This is a genomic window from Alkalihalobacterium alkalinitrilicum, from assembly GCF_002019605.1.
GTDB lineage: Bacteria > Bacillota > Bacilli > Bacillales > Bacillaceae_F > Alkalihalobacterium > Alkalihalobacterium alkalinitrilicum.
The window spans coordinates 1,660,298-1,686,456 of record NZ_KV917368.1; the positions used below are offsets into that span (position 1 = coordinate 1,660,298).

General features: G+C 37.5%; 25 protein-coding genes and 1 other RNA gene. 4 read left to right on the plus strand and 22 right to left on the minus strand.

From position 1 onward, the window contains the following. Positions 1 to 49 precede the first annotated feature (49 nt). The 6 genes from BK574_RS07780 to BK574_RS07805 all read right to left on the minus strand — a co-directional run bounded on the left by BK574_RS07780 (position 50) and on the right by BK574_RS07805 (position 3,788). Complete coding sequence (locus BK574_RS07780; RefSeq protein WP_078428189.1) at positions 50 to 1,207, minus strand: THUMP domain-containing class I SAM-dependent RNA methyltransferase; 1,158 nt, start codon at positions 1,205 to 1,207, stop codon at positions 50 to 52. Positions 1,208 to 1,352: 145 nt separating this feature from the next. Further along, an RNA gene (rnpB, locus tag BK574_RS07785) (RNase P RNA component class B) lies at positions 1,353 to 1,744 on the minus strand. An 83-nt stretch (positions 1,745 to 1,827) separates the two neighbouring features. After that, on the minus strand, positions 1,828 to 2,217 hold the full coding sequence (locus BK574_RS07790; RefSeq protein ID WP_078428190.1) for a reverse transcriptase-like protein: 390 nt from the start codon (positions 2,215 to 2,217) through the stop codon (positions 1,828 to 1,830). Between the two features lie 67 nt (positions 2,218 to 2,284). Next, on the minus strand, positions 2,285 to 2,593 hold the full coding sequence (gene gpsB, locus BK574_RS07795) for a cell division regulator GpsB (protein ID WP_075388514.1): 309 nt from the start codon (positions 2,591 to 2,593) through the stop codon (positions 2,285 to 2,287). A 97-nt stretch (positions 2,594 to 2,690) separates the two neighbouring features. Beyond that, positions 2,691 to 3,239: an SLOG family protein gene (locus tag BK574_RS07800; RefSeq protein WP_078430801.1), complete on the minus strand. Its 549-nt coding sequence runs from the start codon at positions 3,237 to 3,239 to the stop codon at positions 2,691 to 2,693. Between the two features lie 135 nt (positions 3,240 to 3,374). Beyond that, the gene (locus BK574_RS07805; protein ID WP_078428191.1) at positions 3,375 to 3,788 is read right to left on the minus strand and encodes a spore coat protein; all 414 of its coding nucleotides are present in this window, start codon (positions 3,786 to 3,788) and stop codon (positions 3,375 to 3,377) included. 310 nt (positions 3,789 to 4,098) lie between these two features. Between BK574_RS07805 and BK574_RS07810 the strand changes: the two genes are divergently transcribed. Then, complete coding sequence (locus tag BK574_RS07810; RefSeq protein ID WP_078428192.1) at positions 4,099 to 4,422, plus strand: 2Fe-2S iron-sulfur cluster-binding protein; 324 nt, start codon at positions 4,099 to 4,101, stop codon at positions 4,420 to 4,422. A gap of 47 nt (positions 4,423 to 4,469) precedes the next feature. Here BK574_RS07810 and BK574_RS07815 read toward each other — a convergent pair whose 3' ends face one another. From BK574_RS07815 to BK574_RS07875, 11 genes are all read right to left on the minus strand, one after another. Then, on the minus strand, positions 4,470 to 5,750 hold the full coding sequence (locus BK574_RS07815) for a ribonuclease H-like domain-containing protein (protein WP_078428193.1): 1,281 nt from the start codon (positions 5,748 to 5,750) through the stop codon (positions 4,470 to 4,472). After that, entirely contained in the window at positions 5,740 to 8,031 is a 2,292-nt protein-coding gene (locus tag BK574_RS07820; protein ID WP_078428194.1) for a DEAD/DEAH box helicase, read from the minus strand. The genes BK574_RS07815 and BK574_RS07820 overlap by 11 nt, the downstream gene beginning before the upstream one ends. 280 nt (positions 8,032 to 8,311) lie before the next feature. Beyond that, on the minus strand, positions 8,312 to 8,797 hold the full coding sequence (locus BK574_RS07830; RefSeq protein ID WP_142247919.1) for a hypothetical protein: 486 nt from the start codon (positions 8,795 to 8,797) through the stop codon (positions 8,312 to 8,314). A 1,139-nt stretch (positions 8,798 to 9,936) separates the two neighbouring features. Next, positions 9,937 to 10,995 (minus strand): oxidoreductase, encoded by a 1,059-nt coding sequence (locus BK574_RS07840; RefSeq protein ID WP_078428198.1) that lies wholly within the window; start codon positions 10,993 to 10,995, stop codon positions 9,937 to 9,939. Between the two features lie 233 nt (positions 10,996 to 11,228). After that, a complete protein-coding gene (locus tag BK574_RS07845; protein ID WP_078428199.1) occupies positions 11,229 to 12,239 on the minus strand; it encodes a ThiF family adenylyltransferase in 1,011 nt (336 codons plus the stop codon). A gap of 2 nt (positions 12,240 to 12,241) precedes the next feature. Then, positions 12,242 to 12,481 (minus strand): molybdopterin converting factor subunit 1, encoded by a 240-nt coding sequence (gene moaD / locus BK574_RS07850; protein WP_078428200.1) that lies wholly within the window; start codon positions 12,479 to 12,481, stop codon positions 12,242 to 12,244. After that, positions 12,474 to 12,938: a molybdenum cofactor biosynthesis protein MoaE gene (locus tag BK574_RS07855; RefSeq protein WP_078430802.1), complete on the minus strand. Its 465-nt coding sequence runs from the start codon at positions 12,936 to 12,938 to the stop codon at positions 12,474 to 12,476. Before BK574_RS07855 ends, moaD begins: the two co-directional genes overlap by 8 nt. A 23-nt stretch (positions 12,939 to 12,961) precedes the next feature. After that, positions 12,962 to 14,227 (minus strand): molybdopterin molybdotransferase MoeA, encoded by a 1,266-nt coding sequence (locus BK574_RS07860; protein WP_078428201.1) that lies wholly within the window; start codon positions 14,225 to 14,227, stop codon positions 12,962 to 12,964. 242 nt (positions 14,228 to 14,469) lie between these two features. Beyond that, positions 14,470 to 15,495 carry a GTP 3',8-cyclase MoaA gene (moaA, locus tag BK574_RS07865; protein WP_078428202.1) on the minus strand — a complete coding sequence of 342 codons (1,026 nt, stop codon included), beginning with the start codon at positions 15,493 to 15,495 and terminating at the stop codon, positions 14,470 to 14,472. Positions 15,496 to 15,518: 23 nt separating this feature from the next. Next, positions 15,519 to 17,441: a molybdopterin biosynthesis protein gene (locus tag BK574_RS07870; RefSeq protein WP_078428203.1), complete on the minus strand. Its 1,923-nt coding sequence runs from the start codon at positions 17,439 to 17,441 to the stop codon at positions 15,519 to 15,521. Positions 17,442 to 17,453: 12 nt separating this feature from the next. Next, positions 17,454 to 18,686, minus strand: coding sequence for a molybdopterin molybdotransferase MoeA (locus tag BK574_RS07875; RefSeq protein ID WP_078428204.1), 1,233 nt, complete (start codon positions 18,684 to 18,686; stop codon positions 17,454 to 17,456). A gap of 148 nt (positions 18,687 to 18,834) precedes the next feature. Here BK574_RS07875 and BK574_RS07880 point away from each other — a divergent pair, with 148 nt between their 5' ends. Continuing rightward, positions 18,835 to 19,119, plus strand: a complete 285-nt coding sequence (locus tag BK574_RS07880) for a ubiquitin-like small modifier protein 1 (RefSeq protein ID WP_238457625.1) — start codon at positions 18,835 to 18,837, stop codon at positions 19,117 to 19,119. An 8-nt stretch (positions 19,120 to 19,127) separates the two neighbouring features. After that, complete coding sequence (locus BK574_RS07885) at positions 19,128 to 19,397, plus strand: MoaD-like domain-containing protein (protein ID WP_075388541.1); 270 nt, start codon at positions 19,128 to 19,130, stop codon at positions 19,395 to 19,397. Between the two features lie 395 nt (positions 19,398 to 19,792). Here the strand turns inward: BK574_RS07885 and BK574_RS07890 are convergent, their stop codons facing one another. Beyond that, positions 19,793 to 21,616: an aldehyde ferredoxin oxidoreductase family protein gene (locus BK574_RS07890; protein ID WP_075388542.1), complete on the minus strand. Its 1,824-nt coding sequence runs from the start codon at positions 21,614 to 21,616 to the stop codon at positions 19,793 to 19,795. 171 nt (positions 21,617 to 21,787) lie between these two features. Here BK574_RS07890 and BK574_RS07895 point away from each other — a divergent pair, with 171 nt between their 5' ends. After that, the gene (locus tag BK574_RS07895) at positions 21,788 to 22,819 is read left to right on the plus strand and encodes a ThiF family adenylyltransferase (protein ID WP_218970556.1); all 1,032 of its coding nucleotides are present in this window, start codon (positions 21,788 to 21,790) and stop codon (positions 22,817 to 22,819) included. Between the two features lie 77 nt (positions 22,820 to 22,896). Here BK574_RS07895 and BK574_RS07900 read toward each other — a convergent pair whose 3' ends face one another. From BK574_RS07900 to BK574_RS07915, 4 genes are read right to left on the minus strand one after another with little or no spacing between them, the layout of a single operon-like run. Beyond that, positions 22,897 to 23,631, minus strand: coding sequence for an ATP-binding cassette domain-containing protein (locus BK574_RS07900; RefSeq protein ID WP_078428206.1), 735 nt, complete (start codon positions 23,629 to 23,631; stop codon positions 22,897 to 22,899). After that, positions 23,628 to 24,326: an ABC transporter permease gene (locus BK574_RS07905; RefSeq protein WP_075388545.1), complete on the minus strand. Its 699-nt coding sequence runs from the start codon at positions 24,324 to 24,326 to the stop codon at positions 23,628 to 23,630. Before BK574_RS07905 ends, BK574_RS07900 begins: the two co-directional genes overlap by 4 nt. A 21-nt stretch (positions 24,327 to 24,347) precedes the next feature. Further along, positions 24,348 to 25,187 carry an ABC transporter substrate-binding protein gene (locus BK574_RS07910; RefSeq protein ID WP_078428207.1) on the minus strand — a complete coding sequence of 280 codons (840 nt, stop codon included), beginning with the start codon at positions 25,185 to 25,187 and terminating at the stop codon, positions 24,348 to 24,350. 9 nt (positions 25,188 to 25,196) lie between these two features. Continuing rightward, positions 25,197 to 26,120: a substrate-binding domain-containing protein gene (locus tag BK574_RS07915; protein WP_078428208.1), complete on the minus strand. Its 924-nt coding sequence runs from the start codon at positions 26,118 to 26,120 to the stop codon at positions 25,197 to 25,199. Positions 26,121 to 26,159: the final 39 nt, after the last annotated feature.

Genomic DNA, 26,159 nt, shown 5'->3' on the forward strand with positions numbered 1-26,159 from the left:
CTCAATTGAAGAAATGCGGCAATTTGAAAATTCGAATTATAAGCACCAATTAATCATTTGTTGTATCGATCACTCTTGGTGGCCTTGGGCCCCAATATTGATAAAGATCTGTTCGAATTTTCCCGTTATATAACTTCCGTTTTTTCGTTGCTTTTTTCCCATATAATTCTTCAAATTGCTCATTAGAAGTCAAAACATAAATTGACCATGTAGGGATATATTCTTGAAAGATTTTCCCCATCTCCTTATACAACTGTGCGACTTGTTCTTTTTCTCCTAATCGCTCACCGTATGGAGGATTAGCAATTACGCATCCGTATTCTCTTTTTGATCTTAAGTCTGTCACCTGCATCTGTTTAAAACGAATAATATTCGTAAACCCAGCCTCAGCTGCATTATGCTCGGATAATTCAATCATGCGATGGTCAATGTCAGTTCCAAGTATATCCAATTCTTGGTCATATTTCGCCAAGTCTTCTACTTCCATTCTTGCTTGGTCCCACATTTCTTTCCCAATCCAAGACCATTGTTCTGACGCGAACTTCCTCATAAATCCTGGAGCTATATTTTGTCCGATCATCGCAGCCTCAATTGGTAACGTACCTGAACCGCAGAATGGATCGATTAAAGGCTTGTCTGGTTTCCAATTCGTCAACATGATAAGTGCAGATGCAAGTGTTTCCTTTAATGGAGCTTGGTTAGAACGATAACGATATCCTCGTTTATGTAAGCCGTCACCACTCGCATCAATTGTTAAAGTGGCGACATCTTTATGAAGCGCTACCTCGATTCGGTAGAGAGGTCCATCTTCCTTAAACCAATCCGTACGATACTTTTTCTTTAAACTTTCTACAACCGCTTTTTTTACAATCGCTTGACAGTCTGATACACTGAACAATTTAGATTTTACTGATTTCCCAATAACTGGGAATTCAGCATTAATCGGAATAAAGTCAGCCCATGGAAGTGCTTTCGTTTTTTCGAATAACTCTTCAAAGCTAAGGGCGTTAAATTCTCCGATTCTTACCTTAATTCGATCAGCCGTTCTAAGCCATAAGTTTGAACGACAAATTGCCATCGGATCAGCTGTATATATAATACGTCCATTTTCAACGGTTACATCTTCGTATCCCAAATCTCTAACTTCTTTTGCTACAAGCGCTTCAAGACCCATTGTCGCTGTTGCAATTAACGTTACTTTATCCATTTCAATCACCTACATTATAGTCTTTCCCTATTATAGTCATGTTCTGTCGAAATCACAAATAAGGATAATCACCCAACATTACCCATTAAAAAAGGGCAAATAAAAAAGCCCTTATACTGTGGGCTTAACAGTCATCATTTTAGCGTTCGATAAGCCATGTTTTGTCCCATTGTACTGCAAACGGTGATGAACCTCGTACTCAGGGGGTAATCATCTATCTACAGGTAAAAAACCACCTGTCCCTCTCTCCGTTGAATTCCTTTGAGAGGGTGCCCCTACCATTGTTTGGGTTTCTCGCTCGAGGGGTTTACCCGTTCCACTCCACTTGTTTCCAAGCGGACTACGTCACTGTGGCACTTTCAGAAGCATCACACCATATCCATAAGGACGTAGGTGCTTACCTCGCCGTTAGCCCAGTCAAAACCAGACTACCCTAGCTTATGAATTCGCTAGGCACGAACACTACGACCATCTCAGGTCGTGCGAGCATGGACTTTCCTCTATACCATCAAAGTGATATAGCAATTACCTGAACGCTAAATGCTGTTCTGTCTTAACGACAAGTCTTATTATAGTACGATATATACTCAAAGGTCAACTGGAACTACTTTGGAAATCTGTTAATTTTTCCTGACTGCTTGTCTAGATAATTCATCGGCATTTTTATTTTGGTTACTCGGAATCCATTTCAGGAAGAATAAATCGAATTGATCAATATATGTTAAAGCTTCGTCTAATAACTTTTGATATTGCTCCTTTTTTACATAGCGCTTTTCGACTGCCTGATCTATCAATTGCGAATCGGTCCGAAATGATACAGTAGTTAACCCTTTTTCTTTACATAATTCTAACGCTTTTATGAGGGCCATATATTCTGCTTCATGGTTTGTTAGTTCACCAAGAGGAATCGCATAACGGTCTTCATTTCCATCTTTATAGTTGATATAAATCCCTGCACCCGATGGACCTGGATTCCCAGCACTGGCCCCATCAATGTATACTTCGATCAATAAAGCCTCTCCTTTATTTCAGCCTTTAGCTATAGTAACAATATTATTTTTTTACAATAAACAAATTTTATTCGTATAGCTTTCTACCAAAAACTTCTTTTTCCAAGTTTGATAGACGTTGTAAAATATCATAATTTGTACTTCCGACAGGAGATGTTGATGTCGGGACTCTTGGTTTTTGTTCTTGTACTCGTTTAACCTCACGACGAAGTTGCTGATTCTCCTGCTCTAATCGTTCAACGGCTTCATGAAACTTTTCATAATCTTGGATAATTGCATCTAGAAATTTATCGACGTCATCTTGATTATATCCTTTTAGACTTGTTTTGAATTCTTTCTCTAAAATATCTTTCGCTGTAAATCGAAATTGACTCATTATAAATACACCCCAGTTCTTAACTGTAGACTACTACTTCTACTATTTTTTCAGAATTAAGAACAATTGTCAATTTGTTCTTTTCGACTTTCTCACTTTAAAACTCTTCCATTTCTTCTTGTATTGTCGAATTTATATCATCTGGAGTAATGTAAAGGATAGGGTACCCGTCACGATCATAACGTTTAAGTGCAGGTTCCAAGTAATAGTTAGGAGAGCCTTCCTTCCATTCATCATACAGAATAACAAGTCCGTCACTTTTTTCAATCAAATATTGGTTTTTTATTCGTAATTGAGCTGGACTTTCGTACTCTCGTTTGGAAATACTATCAACAAAATCAGCAAGTCCTAATACATAACGATACTGTTCTTGATTCGTTTCACTCCAATTTTTTTCTTGTTGTAAAAATGGAGTCATAACCCCGAGCCTTAACTGCGGAAACTCCTTTTTTAATTCTGCTACTACTTCACCTGTCCAAATTTCAACACCAAGTTGTCCACTTATTAGAACCCACTCCAATCCTTCGTCAAGGAGTTGGCGTAGTTTCTTTTCAACTGTCTTTTTTATGTATTGTATCCCATTATGCTTTTGATCAAAAATTCCTAATTCTTGAGCTTTATATCCAGTGACAACACAAACTTTTATCACAATCATTTCTCCTAACATTTCCATATAAATTTGAGCTGATTTTATTCATCATAAAAGGTTCTTAACATATCCTAATACAAGTCTCATTATTTGAAAAGGAGAGCATAAAAACTCTCCTTCTCTTACATCATATTATCTTCCGCAAGGCTTTTTGTGATGAGGGTTACCCATTGGACCCATTCCCCATGGATTTTGGCCTGGTCCCATTCCTGGTCCTCCAAACGGTGCAGTTTGAGTTGGACCAAATCCTGGTCCTGCTCCAGGCCCCATTCCAGGCCCCATTCCTGGTCCTGCGAACGGCGATACTTGTGTTGGCGCTCCTGGTCCCATTCCTGTTGGTGAAACAAAGTGCTGATGCGTAATTTGTTGTTGTTGTGACGTTGTATGAGGGAAACTGTGAATATGCTTATAATGATGATGCGTTACATTCGTTGTATGACTAGGGTGAATTTCAGGAACAATATATTCGCAACATTGATGAGTAACGTTGCATTTTGTCGGGTGAACAACAGCAGGCATTACTTTTGTGCAAGGTCTATTCCACATGTTATTTTCCTCCTTATTTGTTATTCAATATTAACCTATGTAAGAAGCAAGAGAGATGTACTAGTTGTTTGGCCTAATTTCCTATATAAATTATGAGTTTGCCTACATTTTGACGCTAATTCTTGTCCCTTTTAAGTTGAAAAGCCTTAGTATTTCTACACTCAAAATAATTCAGAATATTTCGTCAAAATCAAACAAATAGAATACCTAATTTGGCGAAACACCTCAAATTGTGCGCTTTCTCAGGAAATAAGGACGTTTGCTTCCTGGAAATACGGGTAATATAATAGATGAAATAGGAGGGATAATTATGGCAAAAATTACAGTGCCTGGTCAGAACACTTTTGAAGTTAACGAAGGAACAAAACTGGTATTAGCATTAGAAGATAACGGTATTGACATCCTTCACCGATGTGGTGGAAAAGCGAAGTGTACGACCTGTCGAGTTGAAGTAATTGAAGGGGAATTTGGAGAACTTACAGACATTGAGAAAACAGCTTTCTCAGCCAAAGGTATCGAAGGTCAATACCGCTTATCTTGTCAAGTTTTTGTGAGAAGTGATGCAACAATAAAACCAATGATGACGGTTAACGAATCTGGCCTTGATGCAGGGCCTAGACCTAGCGAAGATTGATAATAAGCGCCTGACTCGAATAAGAGCACTAGGCACTTTTTGCTCAGTTATGAGTCAGACGCTTTTATTATTTTCTGTTCCAATCGCTCGATACGTTTGATGAGTTCAGAAGTCTGTTTGTTATTATCATTGCTGACTAATTTCGTCATCTCTTTTATATTGTTTAACCCTTTCACGGCATAAAACAATGCTTTTTCATAGTCTTTCGCGAAGTGTTCAAGTAGCTTTGATAATTCAATTGCTATTTCTACTGATGAAAACTGACTTCGCTTGAAAGCATTTTCCAAAAGAAATATTGCATCATTTTTTCTATTGGTCTGCTTATATAATTTAGCTAGAAGTAAGAAACACTCCACCGTTACATTTTCACTATCTTCTTTAATAAGTTGTTCCAAGCATAAAAGCGCTCTTTCTTTTTCACCAACAAATTCAAGCCATTTCCCAACTTGTATTTTTTCTCTTGTAGACACTTCTTTATTTTCATAGTTTAATAAACAACTTGAAATATGGACATACAACGAAATAAGCGATAATACATCCCACTCGTTGTGTGTAAGTACACCTTCAATATACTCTGGATCGGGTTCATGTAGAAAGTCGAAATAAAGCATAGGAGCCATATAGCCAGGTGTGTCTTCACCTCGTGCAAACTTCAAAATTTCACCTTCAACAATAGACAACTTACAAGAAGGTAATGTATCTTTCCACAGTCTCCTTGCACCGTGTAATAAATCAAAATGTCCGAAAGCTGGAAGTTTGGGTACTTGATCTCTAACAAACGTATGTCGCGTTTTCACTTGGGGCCAATCAAAGGCTTTTCCATTATAAGTTACGAGATTACTTAAGTTTTTAACATCATGTAAGAAGTGATAATATAGTGCAACCTCATGTTCAGGTCCTGGTAAGAAATATTGTTTTACTTTTACACCATTACGACTTAATTGACTATATCCGAGTAAAAAAATTGTACTTCCTGCCCCACTCGATAAACCTGTTGTTTCCGTATCAAAGAACAGTAAATCTTCAGGTGAGCGACCAGCGGCAGACAATGGATGTTTAAGACTTGTTTCTTGCCAACGCTCAACTATATCAATGGCTTCTGCAAATGTATATTTTCCATGCATCGTCTGAAGCTCAAATTGTTTTTCACGAAGGATTGTATAATTTTCTTCAAAATGTATCGCTTTTGCATTTAGCTTTTTCCATTTATCATAAAAAGGAATATCAATTAATTGTTGCTCGTTTGGTGTAGTTTTCCCCCGTTCCCCTAGTTGTGGTTCAATGGACAAATGCTTTTTCATTCGCGATAACTTCCCTTTAATGGACATGTAAATCATCCTCTACTAATTTTCCAATCAATCGGCCGACAAGACCCTTTCCTTTTTCACCTGTTTCATTTGCTGGCCCTACACAAGAAGGGCACCCACCTTTACACGGACAATTCCTAACCATTTTCTGAACTTCTTTTAATACTTGTGGAAAGTTTTTATAGATTTGTTCACTTAATCCTACTCCGCCAGGATAACGGTCATAAAAGAATATCGTCGGTTCATCATTATGAACCGCTTTGATTTGCGGAATGACGTGTAAATCATTACGATCACACATTACAAACACAGGGGCAACATGCTGGAAAATATTTACCAGACCAGTTAACGCTTGTTCTAACGGTTCTTTCCCAAAATCATCTATTACCTCTTTTGAAAAGCTTACCCACATTGCATTCGTATGAAGTTCAACTTCTGGTAAATGGATCGGCCCTGATCCGATGTTTTCAAAGGTAGAAAGCTTAATTTTTTTAAATATTGTTGCTTTTGCATTCACCATGACATCACCGTATGATAAATTTGCTTCGTCTAGCGGTTTTTGTTGGTCCTCTTCTAACACTTTTAATTCAACAGCCAAGTTCGCGTCTGTAAAATATTCAACCTCAACTTCACGAACCCATGCTTTTTTCTCATCCCAATCCAGTAACTCCACTTGGTATTGGACTCCTTGATGAAGATAAATGGCCTCATCATGAAGCAATGTCATAGCACTAAAAGTATCCATTTCACCGATCACTTTTACATTTCCTATATTGGTTTGATCGATGATGACAACATTTTCTTGTGAAGCAGAACGTAAACTAATCCCATGAGCGGGGAATCCGTCATTCATCCAATACCATTTCGAACCCTTATGATGAAGGACTTGCTCTTCTGTTAAAAATTCTAATACTTCTTCAATATCTTCCCCACCGAACGTTTCTCCTTCTTTAAACGGAAGTTCATAGGCAGCACATTTTAAATGGTCGACTAAGATAATCAAATTATTTGGATTAATTCTCGCAGACTCAGGATTTCTTTCAAAGAAATATTCTGGGTGTTGAATGACATATTGATCCATTGGAGTCGAGCTCGCCACCATAATAATGAGTGACTCTTCCTGTCTACGCCCTGCTCTTCCTGCTTGCTGCCAAGCACTTGCTACAGACCCTGGATACCCTGTCATAATGCAAACTTGAAGTTGGCCAATGTCAACTCCTAACTCTAGCGCATTTGTACTAACGACACCGATAATATTTCCTTTTCTTAAACCTTGTTCAATTTCACGTCGCTGCTTAGGTAAATAACCTCCTCGATAGCCTCTGATTGAAGCTGGCCCTAATTCTTTTTTTACAAGTTCTTGTAAATGACTTAAGATCACTTCAACCCGTACACGACTTCTAGCAAACACGATTGTTTGGATCCTTTCTTTTAAAAACGTCTTAGCTAGCTTATTCACATCAACCGTTGCACTTCTACGAATGTTTAGTGGCTCGTTCACAATGGGCGGATTATAAAAAAGAAAATGTTTTCGACCTCGTGGCGCCCCGTTTTTATCAATTAATTTCATCTTTTTTCCTGTTAACTGTTCCGCTAATTCTTTTGGGTTAGCAATTGTCGCTGATGTACAAATAAACGTAGGATCACTTCCGTAAAATTGAGCGATCCTCCTTAAACGGCGAATAACATTTGCTACATGACTTCCAAATACTCCTCGATACGTATGCAATTCATCTATTATGATATATTTTAGGTTTTCAAAAAAAGCGACCCATTTCGTATGATGAGGAAGAATCGCTGAATGAAGCATATCTGGATTCGTAATGACGATATGACCTGCCTTTCGTACAGCCTGACGTATATTTGGAGCTGTATCACCATCGTACGTATAGCATTTTACATTCACACCAATTTCATCAATCAACTCATTGACTTCACTTTTCTGGTCTTGCGCCAATGCTTTCGTAGGAAAAAGATAGAGAGCCCTACTTTCCTCATCTTTTATAATTTCTTGCAACACAGGTAAGTGATAACAAAGGCTTTTCCCTGATGCTGTCGGCGTAACCGCAACAAAACTTTTCTTGTTGTACCCCGTTGAAAACGCTTGTCCTTGATGACTATATAAAGACGTAATGCCTCGATTATACAAGGCAGCCTTAATTCGGTTATCTACCTCTTCTGGGAACGGAACATACGATCCCTCTTCTGGAGCAATTTCATGCCAATATGTAATATTTTTAGATAATTGTTCATCCGACCTTAAAAGCTCTAATACATCTCCTAACGACTTCTTCCCGAACATTTCATTCACCTCTATATCTATTGTAGCGAATGTGTGTTTGTAAATAAAGAGAAACTTCACTTATTACAGGGAGGTTTATCCTATACTAATGTTCTTCAGGACCCACCAAGAGATGAGCCCAACAGGAGTTGACACAACGCTTGACGCTTACAGATTATCTACAACTTTGTGTCTTCACCAGAAATTACCTCCTGCTAAGGACTTTCTTGGTTCACAATGTCATGAAGGGGGGCTGAGCGGCAGGTTAAACGGTAAAGTAAAAAAATGGCAGTTTCTATTCTCATAATTCCCTGCTACTTTGATCCGATTTAAAAATAATATTTACGTAGTTCGAACTCCCACCTGAAATAAACTGATCCAATTCAGAAACAGGAATTTCTGTAACGATATCTATAACTTTCGTTTCTTTGCCTTTTAAGGTCACTTCATGGACGCCATTATTGTTCATTAATGAATGTTCTGGCCACAACCCTTTATAATAGTCATAAAACTCAATTGTAAATTCAATATCCTTTTTACTATGATTGATCAAAGGCAACTTACATTCACCACGCAACACCTCTTCATTCATCATTATAAATTCACAAGAACTCGCTTCCTTGTCATAAGAGACAGCGTAAATTCCCGAAGCTAATGTTTTCTGAAAGACTTCTATAATAAATGGTGGCCCTACTATTAAAATAAATAGTGCTAGCAAAACAGCCCGACTGCTATATTTTTTGAGTGACCTTACGAGTACGAATAATCCACCAATCAATAAAAACATTAAAAATATATTTACATATTGCAGTCCTGAAACAGAACGGACTGGAATTCCTAGCTAAGTACCAATCATTTCGCCAAATGAATAATGATGCGGGAACGGCAAATACATAATTAAAATAAAAGAAAGTAAAATAATTGCAACATAAAACAACTTTTTATTACGAATCAAAACAACACTCCACTCATAAAACAGACATTTGCATAAAATGAAACTTCATACAGTAGGAGCTTTCCTTCATCCCCTACTGAATTTTAGTTGAACCAAACGGATTGTTTGCTGGCGCTTATCTCCTACTTCCTCTATCTTATTTCCTCAAATCTTGAATTGGAAATCTTTACGTCCGTTAAACGGGATGAAGGTTTGAAAGTTCTACAAATTCTTTATTACCACACTTTTTTTACGAGTATATTAAACAAGAGATCTACCATCTCGTGATTTATTTATTAACAGAATGACGATTGCAGCTAAACAAGCAACGCCGATAAAAGAACCTTCAAAAAAGGCTGGGGTTATTACATATCAAAACGCAACTTCATTTTGTAAATGAGTGACATTTTCGTTCAAATTAACATTATCAGGAACGTAAAGTATCATTAAAATCACTCCATAAACAACCTGACTTATAATATAAAGAACGTGCATAACTATTGAAATAACAATACATTGAAACAGTAATTTCATCATTTCCTCCAACAAACAATAATTAATAGTGCACTATTATTTTTTTATGTATTTTTATCCCATAGGGGGGGATGTTAAAATTGGAATGTATTGTTATTTTAACGCTTTGGAGGTCATCCCGTGAATATTTCAGCAAAATTTATTATAAGTGCCTTACTTGTATTTACGTTATTTCTTGTTTTAGGGTTTCATCAAGAACTCTCTATATTTGTCATTATTTTGTGTTCTATTGTTTTTGGTAACACAATACATCTTTTTGTCGATTTATTTACTAAATTTGAAATAAACAAAAGTAAATAGTTTAGACAACAATAATAGAAGAGCTTAAAGTATGGGAATATCTTGATTGTTGGTATTATTAATAATTTACAAATTAAAAAGGTGTGTAGGAAGCAGTTCTAATAAAAATTGAACTTTACCATCAAACACACCTTTAAAAATTCACTTAAAAGTAATCGTTAAACTAATGTTTTTAAATGAACTTTTCCTATATACGGTTCCAATTCCTCTCCATTTCTAACTTTTTTCAAGAAAACTGGGTTAGAAATAAGGGGACGTCCGAACACAGCCACATCGATAATTTCTTTATTCAATGCATCCTCTGCTGTTTCAATATCAAGATCACCAACACCAAATATGAAACCATCCCAATATTTTCGAACAAGTTCGTACAAGTTCATGTTATTTTCTAATATTCTATTAAAATTTAATATTGAAGGGTGGATCATTTTTAGCCCAACTTCTTTAAAAGCCTCAATGAATGTTTCAACGGCTTTTTCTGGTTCTTCCCACATATAATCTACATTATCAACTTTATGTGCAGAAAAACGAACGAGCGTACGATCAACTCCAACCACATCGATTACTGCTGCAATGACTTCCTTCATAAACGTTAAGCGTTGGGAAAGGTCTCCACCGTAACGATCCGTGCGTGTATTCGTAATTTCTGAATTAAACTGATCAATTAAGTAACCGTGAGCACCATGAATTTCAACACCATCAAAACCTGCTGAAATAGCATTTCTAGCAGCTTGCGAAAATTGCTTTATCACTTCTTGAATTTCTTCTGAAGACATTTCCTTGGGTTCATCATATGGCTTTTTCGACCGGGCTGCAATCCCTTCTGCTTTAATAGCTGAAGGTGCTTGAGGGGCTAGACCTCCCGTCATTCCTTTGTGACTAATTCTCCCTACATGCCAAATTTGTGCAATGATCTTTCCACCTTCAGCATGAACAGCATCCGTTACTTTTTTCCATGCTTCAACTTGTGATTGTGTATACAACCCTGAAACTCGTGGATACCCTTTTGCAAGAGGACTAATTATAATTCCTTCGGTAATGATTAGACCTATTCCATCGGCAGCACGTTTACGATAATACTCTACAACATCAGGACCCACTTCTCCAGTTTCATCATCAGCAAAACATCTCGTTAATGGTGCCATCGCTGTACGCGTGCGTAACTCCCATGCTCCAATTGTAACTGGTTCAAATAGCTTTGTTGTGGTTTGGTTCATAAAAATTTCAGCTTCTACTATTATTATTTCTATTTTTGTATAGAAATTCCTATTGATTGACTGACAATGTGGCTCAAATTAAAAATAAAGTTATAAAATTCTGACTATTAATTAATTATCTATTTTCTTTTTGCTAAAGTCAAATATTAACCACACGTTTAATAACAGACTTTATGTTATGATTTTTAGCCCAAAAAAGACTAACCATCTGGCTAGTCTTCTTCATTAACAGTTTACATTCCAATATATTTAGTATAAGTGTTTTTCGCTTTACTTATGTCATCTGTGCCTTGTATTAAAACTCGTCCGTCAGTAAAGAGTACTAATCGAAGATCGTCAACTTCACAACGTACAAGAAATGGTGTTTTTTGCACGTCGCCAATTTTACTTAGACGAGATGCCCACTCATCAAGATCTCTCTCTTTTATACTTTTAGGGGAAATTTGGACAGTTTCTCTACCACAAAGAGATAAAAATTGATCTTCATTTTCGACATTTAATGAAGGATATACTTTCTCGCCACATGTTAAACAATCTGCTTTCGGTTTTGTCCATTTCATTTGATGGTTCAAATTATGCCAAACATCGATGGACAGGAGGCTCTTTCGGATTGCATCTTTTTTACCGACCAGGAATTTCATAGCATCAATCGCTTGATAAGAGGCGACAATATCCACGATAGGAGCAATTACCCCCGATGTATCGCATGTTTCACTTGAACTGCCTTCATTAATAAAGCAGCGAAGACACGGTGTCTCTTCTGGAATGAAAGTTGCCTGCATCCCTCTAGAACTAACTGCACCTCCATATACAAATGGTAGACCATTTTTATAACAATAATCATTTAATAAAAATCTCGTTTGAAAATTATCCGTTCCATCCAAAATCAGGTCTACACCCGATGCCAATTCATCGATGTTCATTGCGGTGACATCGGTCACGATTCCTTCAATTTTCACACTTGAATTTACTTGTTGAAGCTTTCGTTGGGCTGCAACTGCTTTTGGTACACTTTCACTCGCATCCTTTTCATCAAATAACATTTGACGTTGGAGATTACTATATTCAACATAATCACGATCGGCAAACCTTACGTACCCAACTCCTGCTCTTACCATATGATTAGCTAAAACTGTTCCAAGTGCTCCCATCCCAACGATTAGGACCTTACTATCATGAAGCTTTTTTTGACCTTCTTCCCCAATATGGCTAAATAACATTTGTCTCGAATATCTCTGATCCATTTTTAACCTCCACTAACAGGAGGGATGAAGGCAACGGTGTCATTTGCTTTCAGTACCGTATTCTCATCCACAAGCTCTTCATTTACAGCAATCATCGAATTCTTTACATCATTTTCAATCACTGGGAATTCTGCAATTATTTTTTTTCCTAGTGCTTCAATGTTAACATCTTGTAAGTCAAACTCTACTTCAGATTGACCAGTTTTTTCCGCAAGCCCTGCAAAGAATAGCACTTTAATCATAAGTAATTCCCTCCGGCTTTCCTGTTGGATAGGCGACCTGTTCTTTTTGATCCCCAATCCAAGCTTCTCCATCTTCCCAATGTTCTTTTTTCCAAATTGGGACAATTTCCTTAATTCTTTCAATCGCATACCGTGAAGCTTCATAAGAATCAGCTCTATGTGGCGTCGAAACAGCCAAAACCACAGCAACATCACTTATTTCAAGTCTACCAATTCGGTGTGTAATGGCTGTTCTCGCCTCAGGCCATTTTTGTTCGATTTCTTCACCGATTTGTGCCAATTTCTTCTCAGCCATTGATACATATGCTTCATACTGTAAAAATAACGTCTTTTTTCCTTTTGTTAATTCTCTCACTGTGCCGATAAATGTATTAATAGCACCAGCATGAGGATGAATTACCTTTCCTACTACTTCCTCTATATGAATAGGTTGATCTGTAATTGTAAAATTCTTCATTACGATCTTTTTCACTCCTTTACTCATTCATTTACTAAACCTTCTTCAAATCGTTCGAGCCACAAGATCGTTACATGTTCGCATTCATTTATTTTCTTTGTTCGAGCTGGTATGTATAATAAAACATTCGCTTCTATTAATGCAGAAATGATATCAGACTTGTCCCGTCCAACCGAAGATACATACACTTGGTGGCCGCGAACTTCCGCTTTTGCTCTCGTAAACCTGGCAAATGGGTTACCCATCGTGATGTCATGCTCAATGATAGCGCTAGAACGTGATAAATGCACCTTCGTAGCTCCTAATGCTGTTTTTAAAACAGGTCTTGCAAAAAGTTCAAATCCGACATAACATGCAGCTGGATTTCCTGAAAGACCGAAAATCCATTTATCCTTCCATGTTGCAACTGTAGTAACACTTCCAGGACGCATCGCAACTTTATTAAATAGTACTTTTGCATTCAATTCTTTTAAAATATCTTGAACAAAGTCAAAATCACCAACAGAAGCTCCCCCAGTTGTCACTAAATAATCGACTTCTTCAAGTGCAGTTAAAACAGACTTATAACATAATTCGTATTCATCTGGTAGAATACCTAAATATTTAGGGATCGCTCCTAAGCTTTTAATTTGCCCTAATAACATATAAGAATTACTATTTCTGATTTTTCCTGAAACAAGTGGGGAATCGACAGGTAATAATTCCGTTCCTGTGACAAAAACACCAATGACAGGCTGTTTATATACTTTTACTTGTGCATAACCGAATGTAGCTAAAATCGACATTTCTCCTGCGGAAATACGCCGTCCTCTTTTTGCTAATACCGCATCTGCAGCAATATCTTCACCCCTCCGTGCGACATTAGTATTTTTTTCAATGGGCCGATTTACTTTAATCCACGTTTCCCCGTCTTTGATTTCTTCTATTGCTATTTCAAGTGCCACGACAGAATCTGCCCCTTTTGGCATTTGTGCGCCAGTCATAATTCGGATCGCTTCGCTTTCGTTTACTTTTCGATTTGGAGTATCTCCAGCGCCGATCCGATCAACAACTTTGAAATAAACAGGATTTTCAAATGAAGCGTTTACTGTTTCTTCAGATTTAATTGCAAACCCATCAAAGGAGGAACGATCAAAATGAGGCACTGGATGGTCTGCCACGATATCCTCAGCCAAATAACGCCCAACAGCATCACTTAAAGGTACCGTTTCTACCTCACCTTGTTTTGCGGATTGAACAATTTTGTGTATAGCCTCATCTACATCTATTGGTTTTCGTTCTTCAATCATTACTTTCTCTCCTTATACTCCTAATTCATAGTTGATATGTACTTAATACTTTATCTTGTTCTACTGATAATTTAAAGCAAAACGACTAATATCTTTTAATGTCTAGAGCAGTAGCCATCTCTTTTAAAATATACACGCTTACTATCTAACATTATACAACAAAAGCTGCCACAAAGGTTCAGTAGTGCGACCTATTGAGACAGCTCATTATACAGGAAGACAATTTATTTTAAAGACGAATATTAACCACCAATATGAGACATCTCCACCTTTTGTCTCTTAAATCCAGGTGTCTCTTTCAATCTGATTTCAGAATAATGATCGTCTCTTAAATTCCAGGTGTTGTGGAGTAGTTCTAATAATTCTTCATCACTTGCTCCCTTTCGAAGGGGCGTTTGTATATCTTTCCCAGACGAGGCAAATAAACACGTATATAAATGGCCTTCTGCCGATAATCTAGCCCTCGTACATGATGAACAAAAGGCTTGAGTAACTGAGGAGATAAAGCCCACTTCAGCGTCGTAGTCTTTGTAGCGATAACGTGTTGCCACTTCTCCATAATAATTAGGACCAATGACTTCTAACGGAGCTTCTTGATTGATTTGGCGAATAATTTCTTGACTAGGAACGACGTTTTCTAGCTTCCAGCCGTTCGTATTTCCGACATCCATAAACTCTATAAAGCGTAATATTATGCCTCTTTCTCTGAAATAGCTAGCCATTGGTAATATGTCTTTTTGATTCATCCCTTTTTGTACAACCATATTCACTTTTACTTTTAACCCTACCTCAAGCGCAGCTTCTATTCCATCAAGTACCGATTGTACGCTGTAACCTCGTCCATTAATCTTCCTGAAACGCTCCTCATCTAAGCTATCTAGACTTACAGAAACTCTATGAAGACCAGCCTTTTTTAAGTTAGCCGCATGCTTTGGTAAAAGTGAAGCATTGGTCGTCATCGCAATATCTTTTATACCTTCAATATGAGAGAGTTTCCGAATAAGTTCGGCTAAATCCTTTCTCATTAAAGGCTCTCCACCCGTTATTCGTAGTTTTTCTACCCCTAAGTTCACAAAAAGATGAACTAATCTAGTAATCTCTTCAAATGTTAACAAACGTTCTTGAGGAAGAAACTTGAAATCAGGGCCAAAGATTTCTGCAGGCATACAATAGTTGCACCGGAAATTACATTTATCAGTAACGGAAATTCTTAAATCTCGGAGGGGTCTTTTCTTTACATCTACTGTTTTTAACTTTAAGTTGTCCATAATCTACACACTCCTCCCTTAAGTTAATCATTATAATATATCACTTCTCCTGTTTGTTCCGTTTTATAACCACCTAATACCTCTAACTCATCAGAAAATGGTTGCGATCGAATCATATCGACTAACATCTGCCCTTGATCACTTTCAAAAAAAGATTTACTCATTAATAAATCATAAGATTCATAGGCAACAGGAATAAAATCAAGCTGCAAAGCGTTCGCTGCAGCGTAAACTCCTAATCCAGCATCAGCCGAACCACTTTTTACAGCAGCGGCAATACTAAGATGGGAGTACATCTCTCGATTGTACCCTTTAATCCTTTCTGACTCAATCAAAGCTTCTTTAAGGAGAAAATCAAAAAGCAACCGTGTTCCAGCACCTCTTTGACGATTAACATACAAAATATCTTTTTCAATAATATCTTGAAGGGAATGGAGTTGCTTCGGGTTTCCTTTAGGTACTATCCAGCCTTGTTCCCGTTGTAAAAATTTAAGGAGAACAACACTTTCATTTTTCAAATACTGCTTTAAGAACGGAATATTATACTCTCCTGTTTCGCTATGCAACAAGTGAATACCCGCTACATGTGCTTCTCCCTTTTTAATTGCCATAATCCCTGCCATACTGCCTATATGAGAGGAGATAATTTTCTTTGAAACATCTTGCGCTTTAATTAAAGTCGATAAGACGTCGATTGACAAGTCATGACTTCCAGAGAACAGAATTGCATGTTTTATTTCATCGATTGGTTTGTACAATTCAACTTCCACTTCATCTCCCTGTTCATATCCTAAGCTGTTACTCGGCACAACTAATAATCCATCTGCACGAACGAGTGACATCGTCACTCCTGCTCCTCGAGTTAACGGATTGGCCATGAAACGACCGTTGACATAGCCGATATTGATACGAATAAAATCTTCAGATCCCATTGTTGATACAATTCTTCTACCTAATTGAACTTTCAATTTTTCTCTTCTCGGTACGGGAACTCCTAAATAACGACATATTAAAGGTTGTACAAACCATTCAAGTGTTAAATAAGCAGAAACTGGGTAACCCGGAAGTCCAACAACAATCGTATCCCTTACCTTTCCTAATACGACAGGTTTTCCAGGTCTTGTTGCTACACCATGGGTGAAAACTTCTCCTAGTTCAGCAATAATATGAACGGTATAGTCCTCAGACCCCGCAGAAGAACCTGCATTAACTAAGACAATATCCGATTCTTCTACCGCATCCAGGATAGCTTTTTTTAGAAGTTCAGGGTCGTCTTTAGTAATTCCTTTCTTAACAGGGGCCCCTCCCCATTCCTCAACATAGCTTTGAAATACTGTACTATTAAAGTCAATAATGTCGCCACGTTTTACATCTACCGTAGGCTGAACTAACTCATCACCCGTTGGAATAATAGAAACAACTGGTTTTTTTACAACAGGAATACATAAAATACCCCCCGCAAGTAAAGCCCCTAAATCGACAGGTCGCAAGCGGTGCCCTTGTGGGAATAACATCTCTCCACTAACGACGTCTTCTCCAACGGGACGAATATGTTGCCACGGAGTAGCAGGCTCTATTATTTCAATCTTTCCTTCTCCTAACTCTTGGATATGCTCAATCATGATGACCGCATTATATGGTTCAGGGATTGGGTCCCCTGTATCGACATAAACAAAATGAAGTTCTTCAACTAGTTGTAACGGTTGTTTTTCATGGGCACTATACGTGTCCTCCGCGTTAACGGCAATACCATCCATCGCTGATGCGTGGTAATGCGGCATCGAAAGATTTGCATAAATCGGTTCAGCGGTAATTCTCCCTCTAGCTTCAGCCGTCTCCACTAACTCTACTTCACGTTGAAATTGAAATTCATTAAATAATTGTTTTAATGCAATATCTCGTGGCTTATCTTCTAAATAAATCTTTCTCTTTAATAGTTCTCCCATAGGACTGACCCCCTAACGAAATAAATAAACTGAAACGACTTCCCCTTTGCTAATTCCTTCTTTTTTTGAAGGGATTTCTACCATCCCATCACTTTGCACTAATGTGGATATTAAACCAGATTTTCCAAGGACCGGGTAAGCCCACCATTGATTTTCCTTTTTCTCTAGTCTAACACGAATATAATCTGACCTTCCTGGACTTGAAGGAATATTTTGCGAGATATGCGCTTCCACCGTTTTTGGTCGTTCCTTTTCTTTGGAGCCATTTAATTGGATGATTATTTGTTCACCAAATAATGTATAAATTATGACCGCAGACGCTGGATGACCAGGTAACCCTAAAACTGGTTTATGATAAGCCATCCCAAAAATTGTTGGTTTTCCTGGTTTAATTGATACTCCATTTACTAATATGCCTGGTTCGCCCAAAGCTTGGATCACTTCTGTTGTGAAATCTTTCGCACCAACAGAACTTCCTCCAGACATGACTAATAAATCAACTTCGTTATACATTTCTTTGGCTTTAGTGTAAAAAGATTCATAGTCATCAGCGACAATGCCACCGTTGATGATTTCTGCTCCCCATTCTTTTGTTAATGTGGCAATCGTTAATTGATTAATATCTCTAACTTGTCCGATCTGTAAGTTCTCTGTATCATAAGGCATAATCTCATCACCTGAAGATAAATAACCTACTTTTACTTTGCGATAGACGCTAACAAAAGTAATGCCTATGGCTCCTAAAATACCTAGCTCTTGTGATCTTAGCTTTGTTCCTTTTTTTAAGAGAATTTCACCTTCCTTGACATCTTCACCGACTGAAATAATATTTTCGCCTGGAGCTACTTGCTTATATGTATTTAAAAGGCCATCCATGTCTTCACAATGCTCAATCATAATAATACTGTCACAGCCAGGGGGGATCATCCCACCAGTCGGGATGGACATTGCTTCTCCACCCCCTAACCGCATTTTAACTTCTTCTCCCATTTTGATTTCATATGTAACCGTTAAAAAGGATGGCATTGACTCAGATGAACCATATGTATCTTTTGCATATACCGCATAACCATCTACTGTAGACCTGGCAAAAGCGGGAACATTTTCTTTGGAGACAATGTCCTCTGCTAATATATATCCAAACGCATCCTGTAAAGATAAGGTAACAACTTCTTTAATAGGCTGAACCATATTTTTAATTATTTCTTTTGTTTCTTCAACTGTTTTTACATCGTAAAACAACATCTATGTAACCTCCTCTGATGAAAAAAACCTTTTAATATTATTTCTCTATACTTCGTATTTTTCCCTGCCTTTATTATAAAATTTAAAATTGCTGCAATTGTATTGAGTATTAATACAATTCATATGATAATAAAGAAAAAGGACAGAGGTGAAGACATTGAATATAAAAGTATTTGCTAACTTTCGAGAAATTTGTGGAGGCAAGATCGTTTCGATGGAAGTTGTCGACGAAGAAACGATCTTAAATATCCTTAAACAATTAATCACCAAATTCCCCCAAATGCAGGAAGAACTTTTTACAGAAACTTTCGAGTTAAAACCGATGATTCACGTCTTTATTAACGGTAAGAATGTAATGTACTTAAATGGCCTTGATACAAAAGTGTCCCAACAAGATACTGTCGCTCTTTTCCCTCCTGTAGCTGGGGGATAAGGTCTGTTATGTATAAAGAAAAGCTAGAAATAAGAGGCATTCATCGGCAAAATATACTAGAGTATTTGCGGCAATTAGGAGGAAAAGGAAAACTAGAATTAGAGGAAGACGTATTTACCACAGAACAGTGGAAATGTATTGTTTCTCCTGAAAAATTTATTCGCATGTTTCAATCAGATATTCCTATAGTGTTCGTCACGTTTTATTCCGAAGAAGAAGAGGCATTAACAGTGGTGCTACGACGTTTTCGGTTGAAAACATTCAGAGCAGGTGGCTAATTATATTACTAGAAAATAAAAAATGAGTGGGACAAAACTCAGTAAATAAAAAATAGAGTGGTACTTAGCCCAGTGAGTTAGGCAAGTACCACTCTTTATTCTTAAATTCAATAATTTTAGAAACTTTAGTACGTTTTGCCCAATGGAAATACAAAAAAACGGCTACGAATGAAGAAGTCACCCACGGCCAATTAGCTGACCTTCTCATACATACCAGCCCCGCTGCGAAGTTCGTGCAGAATGCAAGGACTCATTCCAATTCCAAGTATATTTTTGACACAGCGGTGAAAAATCCAACAAAAAAGTTCCGAACATCGTTTTTTGATGTTCGGAACCTTTTAACAATTATTTTGGGCTAGTTAAGTCCCAGCCTCATTTTAATAGTGAGCCTTCTACTAAGCTCCAATTTCAGCTGGTGGAATATCTAACTCTTTTAGTTTTTCAGAAGGAACTGTTCCTGCTTCCCAACCTCTTGCAGCATAGTATTCTTTTAACATGATCTCAAGATGACTTACTTCACCTTCTGAACCAGCTTGTGCTGGTTCAGTTAAAAACCGTTTCGGTAACGTGTCCGTAGAACCGTCAAATCCAGCTAAATTGTTGAAATAACGTTCTAGGTTATATACGCGTTCACCAATTTTCATAATATCGTCACCTGTTAAATCAATACCAACTACTGCCGAGTACTGTTCAGCGTAATGATCTGGGTTTTCAGCAAACGCAGAAAACTTACATAAATCAAGTGAGTCTGAAAAAGCATGAAGATCCTGGAAAATTTTTAATAATTCACCTTTTCCTTCAGGCTCTAGACGATTAGTTGGCTCGGGAATACCTGCAATTTCACTAGCAACCGTATAGCCTCGTAAGTGACATGCACCACGGTTACTTGTAGCAAAACCTAAGCCAATCCCTTGAATTCCTCGTGGGTCATAAGCTGGAATTGCTTGGTTTTTAACTACCATCGCCATGTTCGGATCACCAAATTGCTCAGCAGCACGACCAGGACCATCAGCTAAAATGTCTCCAATTCCTTCACGGTTAACAATTTTTTCAACCCAAGCAATCATCGTATCGACATCGCCCCAGTCTAAACGATCTTTTGTTAACCCCTTCTCATACGCTTCCATCGCTGTAGAGAAAGCATTTCCTAATTCAATTGTGTCCATTCCATATTCATTACAGAGATTAATCATGAAAGCAACTGCTTCTTTATTCGAATGACCACAGTTTGGACCAAGTGCCCAAGCCGATTCATATTCAAAGCTCTCTACTCTCGTTTTGTATTTACCTTCTTTAACTTCTACTTCAATCTTACAGGCCACAGGACAGGCATGACAGGTCGGATCAGCCACTTTAAGTTCAGCATTGACACTTTCACCACTTATTTGGTCAGCTGTATCCCATGTCGTCACTTGTGAGTTTTTCGATGGAAGTGCACCTACCTCATTTACGATGTTCATGAGTACGTTTGTACCATAGACAGATAATCCACCTTTTTTAGGTGCGGTTAGAGCGCCTTCCATAATTGCCTTTAATCCGCTCTTAATAGCCGTAGGGTATTTATCAGGTTGAGCAGGTTCAGGCATATTTCCTTTTTGAGCCGCTTTAATAACAATCGCCTTTAAGTTTTTTGAACCTGCGACTGTACCCGTTCCCCCCCGTCCAGCTGAACGGTCATGCTCATTAATCCAACTCGCATACTTTACAAGGTTTTCACCTGCTGGACCAATCGTCATTACACTTGTATCTTTACCATAGCGGTCTTGAAGCGTCTTTACAGTTGCTCTTACTCCTTGCCCCCATAACTCAGAAGCATCTCTTATTTCGGCTTCGCCATTCTCTACATACAAATAAACAGGTTTTGCACTTTTCCCTGTAAAAATCAAGTTATCAAAACCTGACCATTTTAACCTAGCGGCTGTCCAACCGCCCATATGGGAATCGGTAATAGTTCCTGTTAATGGTGAACGAGTCACTGTACATAAGCGCCCACTCATATGAATTCTTGTTCCTGTTAAAGGTCCAGTCATGACACATAGCATGTTTTCAGGGGAAAGTGGATCGACGTTATAAATTTTATGATCCATTAGGTATTTAACACCTAACCCTCTTGCACCTACATAATTTTTTGCATCATCTTCATTGATTTGTTTGTACTGTATAGTCCCATTTGATAAGTCTACCCATGCTTCTTTATTTTTGTACCCACCAAGTTTCATAGTACCCCTCCTCGTAAATCTTTTTCGCTGTTGTATTCTACATAAACAAAAAAATTCCTGCAATTTTTTGAAAAATTAGATATATATTGGTTTTCAGTATGAAGTATGATATTCTCGTACTAATCATACTAGCGAATATTTCCAATTATTCTTAAAAGGGAGTAATTTATGATGGTATTTGATTCGTCCCGCTATTCAAGACAAGTTCTTTTTTGGCCAAATCAAAATAAAGATCAAAAAATATTAAAAGAAAAAACGGTGACACTTATCGGAGTCGGCGCATTAGGAACTGTGGTAGCCAACCATTTAGTGAGAGCTGGTGTTGGAACGCTTCGTATCGTAGACCGAGATTTCGTAGAACTAACCAATTTACAAAGACAAATGCTTTTCAACGAAAGAGATGTTGAAACTAATGAACCAAAAGTGATTGCCGCAAGAGAAAAGCTCCTACTCATAAACTCAGATGTTAAGATTATTCCATCTATACAAGATGTTAACGCTAGAACAATTGAAAGTTTAGTAGAAAATAGCGATGTGATTATTGATGCTACAGATAATATGGATACAAGGTTTCTAATTAACGATGTTAGTATTAAGCATCGTATTCCTTGGGTATATGGGGGAGCAATCCACTCAAGGGGGATGTTTTTTTCAATCCTTCCTGAGGAAACGCCTTGTCTTCGTTGTTTATTTCCAGGTTCACATCATAACCATGGAGAAACGTGTGATACCGTAGGCGTTCTTGGCCCGTTAGTTCACATTATCGCTTCTTACCAAGTAACCGAAGCATTGAAAATACTACTTGGCTATAAAGAAAAGTTAAATCGTCAATTAAATCAACTTGATACCTGGTTTCATGATTACGATGAAATACCTATAGAGCACGCACGAAATCCAAACTGTGAATGTTGTACACAAAAAAACTTTCAATATTTGGATCAGCAGAGTAACGATATGTTTTTCTCGCAACTGTGTGGACGAGATAGTATTCAAGTTACACCATATACGAAACTCAATATTAATTTAAAGGTTTGGGAAAGCAAATGGAAACCACTTGGAAAGGTACTTTGTACCCCTTTTCTATTAAGGCTCCAATACGGAAAATACCAACTCACCCTATTTCAAGATGGGAGACTCCTTATTAAAGGAATCCAAGATGAGCTTGAAGCAAAAAAAATATATTCAAAATTAATTGGAAATTAGCGTTTAATGGTTGTAAAACACTACGACATAAGGTGAAAACTATTTAGGATTATCCAACCTAATTAGAGCAATCTTTCTTAAATTTTATAAAAATCTTTCCATTTCTCAAGAAAAGCAGCCACTTCTTTGTTCGGAGCATCGATAACTTTATTTGTCTTGCCATACTGTTTTACTTCGCCATTCAGCATTACACAAAGACTTCTCGTTAACTGTTTTATTTCAATTAAATCATGGCTAACAAAAAACGTCGTTGTATTTGTTTGTTTCATAATTTCTTTAAAATCTTGAATAAGTTGAGCCTTTGTCGGAAAATCCAAAGCTGAAAAAGGCTCATCTAGAAAAATTACCTCTGGTTCTAGAATTAACGCTCTCGCTAAATTAACACGCTGAGCTTCTCCACCCGATAATGTCTTCGCATTCTTTTTAGCTAGATGAGAAATGTTAAACATGTCTAACCAGTACGTCACCTTTTTATTGATTTCCTTTTTTGGTTCTTTTCTTAGTTTTAACCCGATAGCAACATTATGATAGACCGTCGAATCAAACAATAACGATTGTTGCATCGCAACAGCAAACCTCCGCCTCATCTCTAAGGAAAAGGTTTGAACTTCTTTTTCTTCACCTTTATAGTAGACAGTTCCTACCGTCGGTGCTTGTAAAAAGGATAAGACCTTTAATAATGTACTTTTACCAGCACCATTTGGACCAATAACACCCAATATATCACCGCTTACTAATGCAAAATCAGGAACATTCAATAAGGTTTGTTGATTGGCTTGTACTTTTACATCTTTTAATTGAAGAATATTCATATTTGCTGCTTCCTTTGTTGTAATGACGTTAAAATAAAGGTGATCATAAAGGCTAATGTCATTAAAATAAATGATAAGGCTATCGCAATTTCAAAATTACCTTTTGAGACCTCCATCACCATTGCCGTTGTTAGGATCCTGGTTTCTCCTTTTATATTGCCACCAACCATCATCGCAGCACCGACTTCGGCAAGAACTCTGCCAAATCCAGCCATAATCGCAGCGAGTATGGCTAACTTTGTTTCTTTTAATAGTAAGATAACCGTTTGTATCTTTGTTGCTCCGAGCGCTTTGATTTGCATTAACATTTTTTTATCCAATTGTTGAAAGGCGGTAGAGGTTAATCCAATAATAATAGGTAACGAAACGAGAATTTGCGCCATTATAATCGCCTCAACCGTATACAAAAAACCAAACTGACCTAATGGACCCGAACGCCACAATAACATCGTAATATAAAGTCCAGCTACAACAGGAGGTAAGCCCATGCCGATATTTACAAAGATGAGCACTAACCTTCTGCCAGGAAAAGTTGTTAAACCTAGCAATACCCCTAATGGAAGGCCGATGATAGAACTTATTAAGATTGCTGTTAAACAGACTCTTAATGTCGTTGCGGTAATCTCGAAAATTTCACGGTCCCCAGTCATAATCATCTCTAATGCTTTTACTATTCCTTCATAAAATAAGTCCATGTTAAACACTCTCTTAATCTTTTAGTCAATGTATGGAAAAAATAAGGGTTGCCCATACGCATCTACCCCGAATTCCTCTATAATTTCTTGGGCCTCACTACTCACTATAAAATCTACAAACCGTTGTGCTCCTTCTACATTAACAAAAGAATGCATTTTGTCATTTACTTGCATGACATGATAGATGTTTAATAAACTGTCATCTGCTTCTACATGAATGACCATATGCTCAAAGTTGTTCTTGTGTGACAGATAAGTTGCTCGATCGGTCAAAACATAACTGTCTCTTTCTGCTCCTACTTGAAGCGTACTTCCCATCCCTTGTCCTGTTTCAATATACCAGCTTTCATTCGTTGGCTTTAAGTTAACTTCTTCCCATAAAGTTTGCTCTTTCTTATGAGTCCCTGAGTCATCCCCTCTGGAAACAAATGGTGCTCCATATTCAAAAATTTTTTTCATTGCGACATGAGTAGTTTCTCCCTGAATACCAGCTGGATCTGTTATCGGACCAATAATAATAAAGTCGTTATACATCACACGCTTTCGGTTATAGACAGCTTCACTTTGAACTAATTCATCTTCAGCTTCAGGTGCATGCGTAAACAACACATCTGCCTCTCCTCTTTTTCCCATCTCTAGGGCTTGTCCAGTACCGACAGCAATAGTCTTAACGTTAAAATTGTAGTTATCCTCAAACATAGGAACTAATATATCTAATAAACCGCTATCTTGCGTACTTGTTGTTGTAGCTAGAATAAGATCTGACGACGGTTGAGAGGTTGAAGCATCACTAGTAGGAAACGTGCATCCCGTAATGAATAGTAGACTTATAATAAAAGAATAGACAGCAATAGACCTCATATGTCACCTCTAATAATATGTATTAACAACAACCTTACCTAGCTCAGTGATATCATATCCTGATAATAACGACAGACTTGATTTAAATTCTTCAGAACGTATTAATTGATATAAACAATTCAAACATTCTTCATTTTCCGAAGACCACCTGAAAACGAAATCAAAATTTTCTTCTGTAACAGGGATAAAATGTAAACCTAATTGTTCGGCGGCGGACCGTATTCCAAAGGTAACATCAACACTTCCTCTACTAACTTGAGTGGCAGTGGCTAGATGGTTCCATTCTTCCATTCCATAACCTTTAATTTCAATTGGATCAATCTTATGTTGGGCTAAGGAAGCATCAACTAAAAAGCGAGTTCCAGATCCTTTTTGTCTATTGACAAACGTAATGTCTTTCCTAGTTAAGTCTTGAAAACTATGAACATTTTTCGGGTTGCCTTCCGAGACGATAAACCCCTGTTCGCGAGTAGCTAAACGGAGAACTGTTATTTTCTCCAGTGTAAACAATTGTTTGATAAATGGGAGATTGTACTCATTTGTATTAGGATCTAATAAGTGAATTGCCGCTATATCCGCTAAACCACGGTATAGCATCATTAACCCCTCTAAGCTACCGATATATGATGGTTGGATAAGAAAATCATTCGCGTACTTACTCACATATTTCGTTAATTGTTCAACGATAAAATCATGACTTCCTGAGAGGCGAATTGGAGTTATGGAAGGTGATGATATTGTTTCAGATTGAACCTTTTTCATAATAGCTTGACTGTTACGTTTATAACGATCTACTTCTTCCTTATCTATTCTCATCTTATTTCCTACTTTAAAAGCATTTAACTCGCCTCGTTTAATTAATTCATACACCGTATGTTTCGAAATTTTAAACATTTTTGCTACTTCCTCGGCCGTATAAGCATAGCTGTTCATTCACCCCTTACCTCCTCCCAATAATTTCTAGATTAAAGA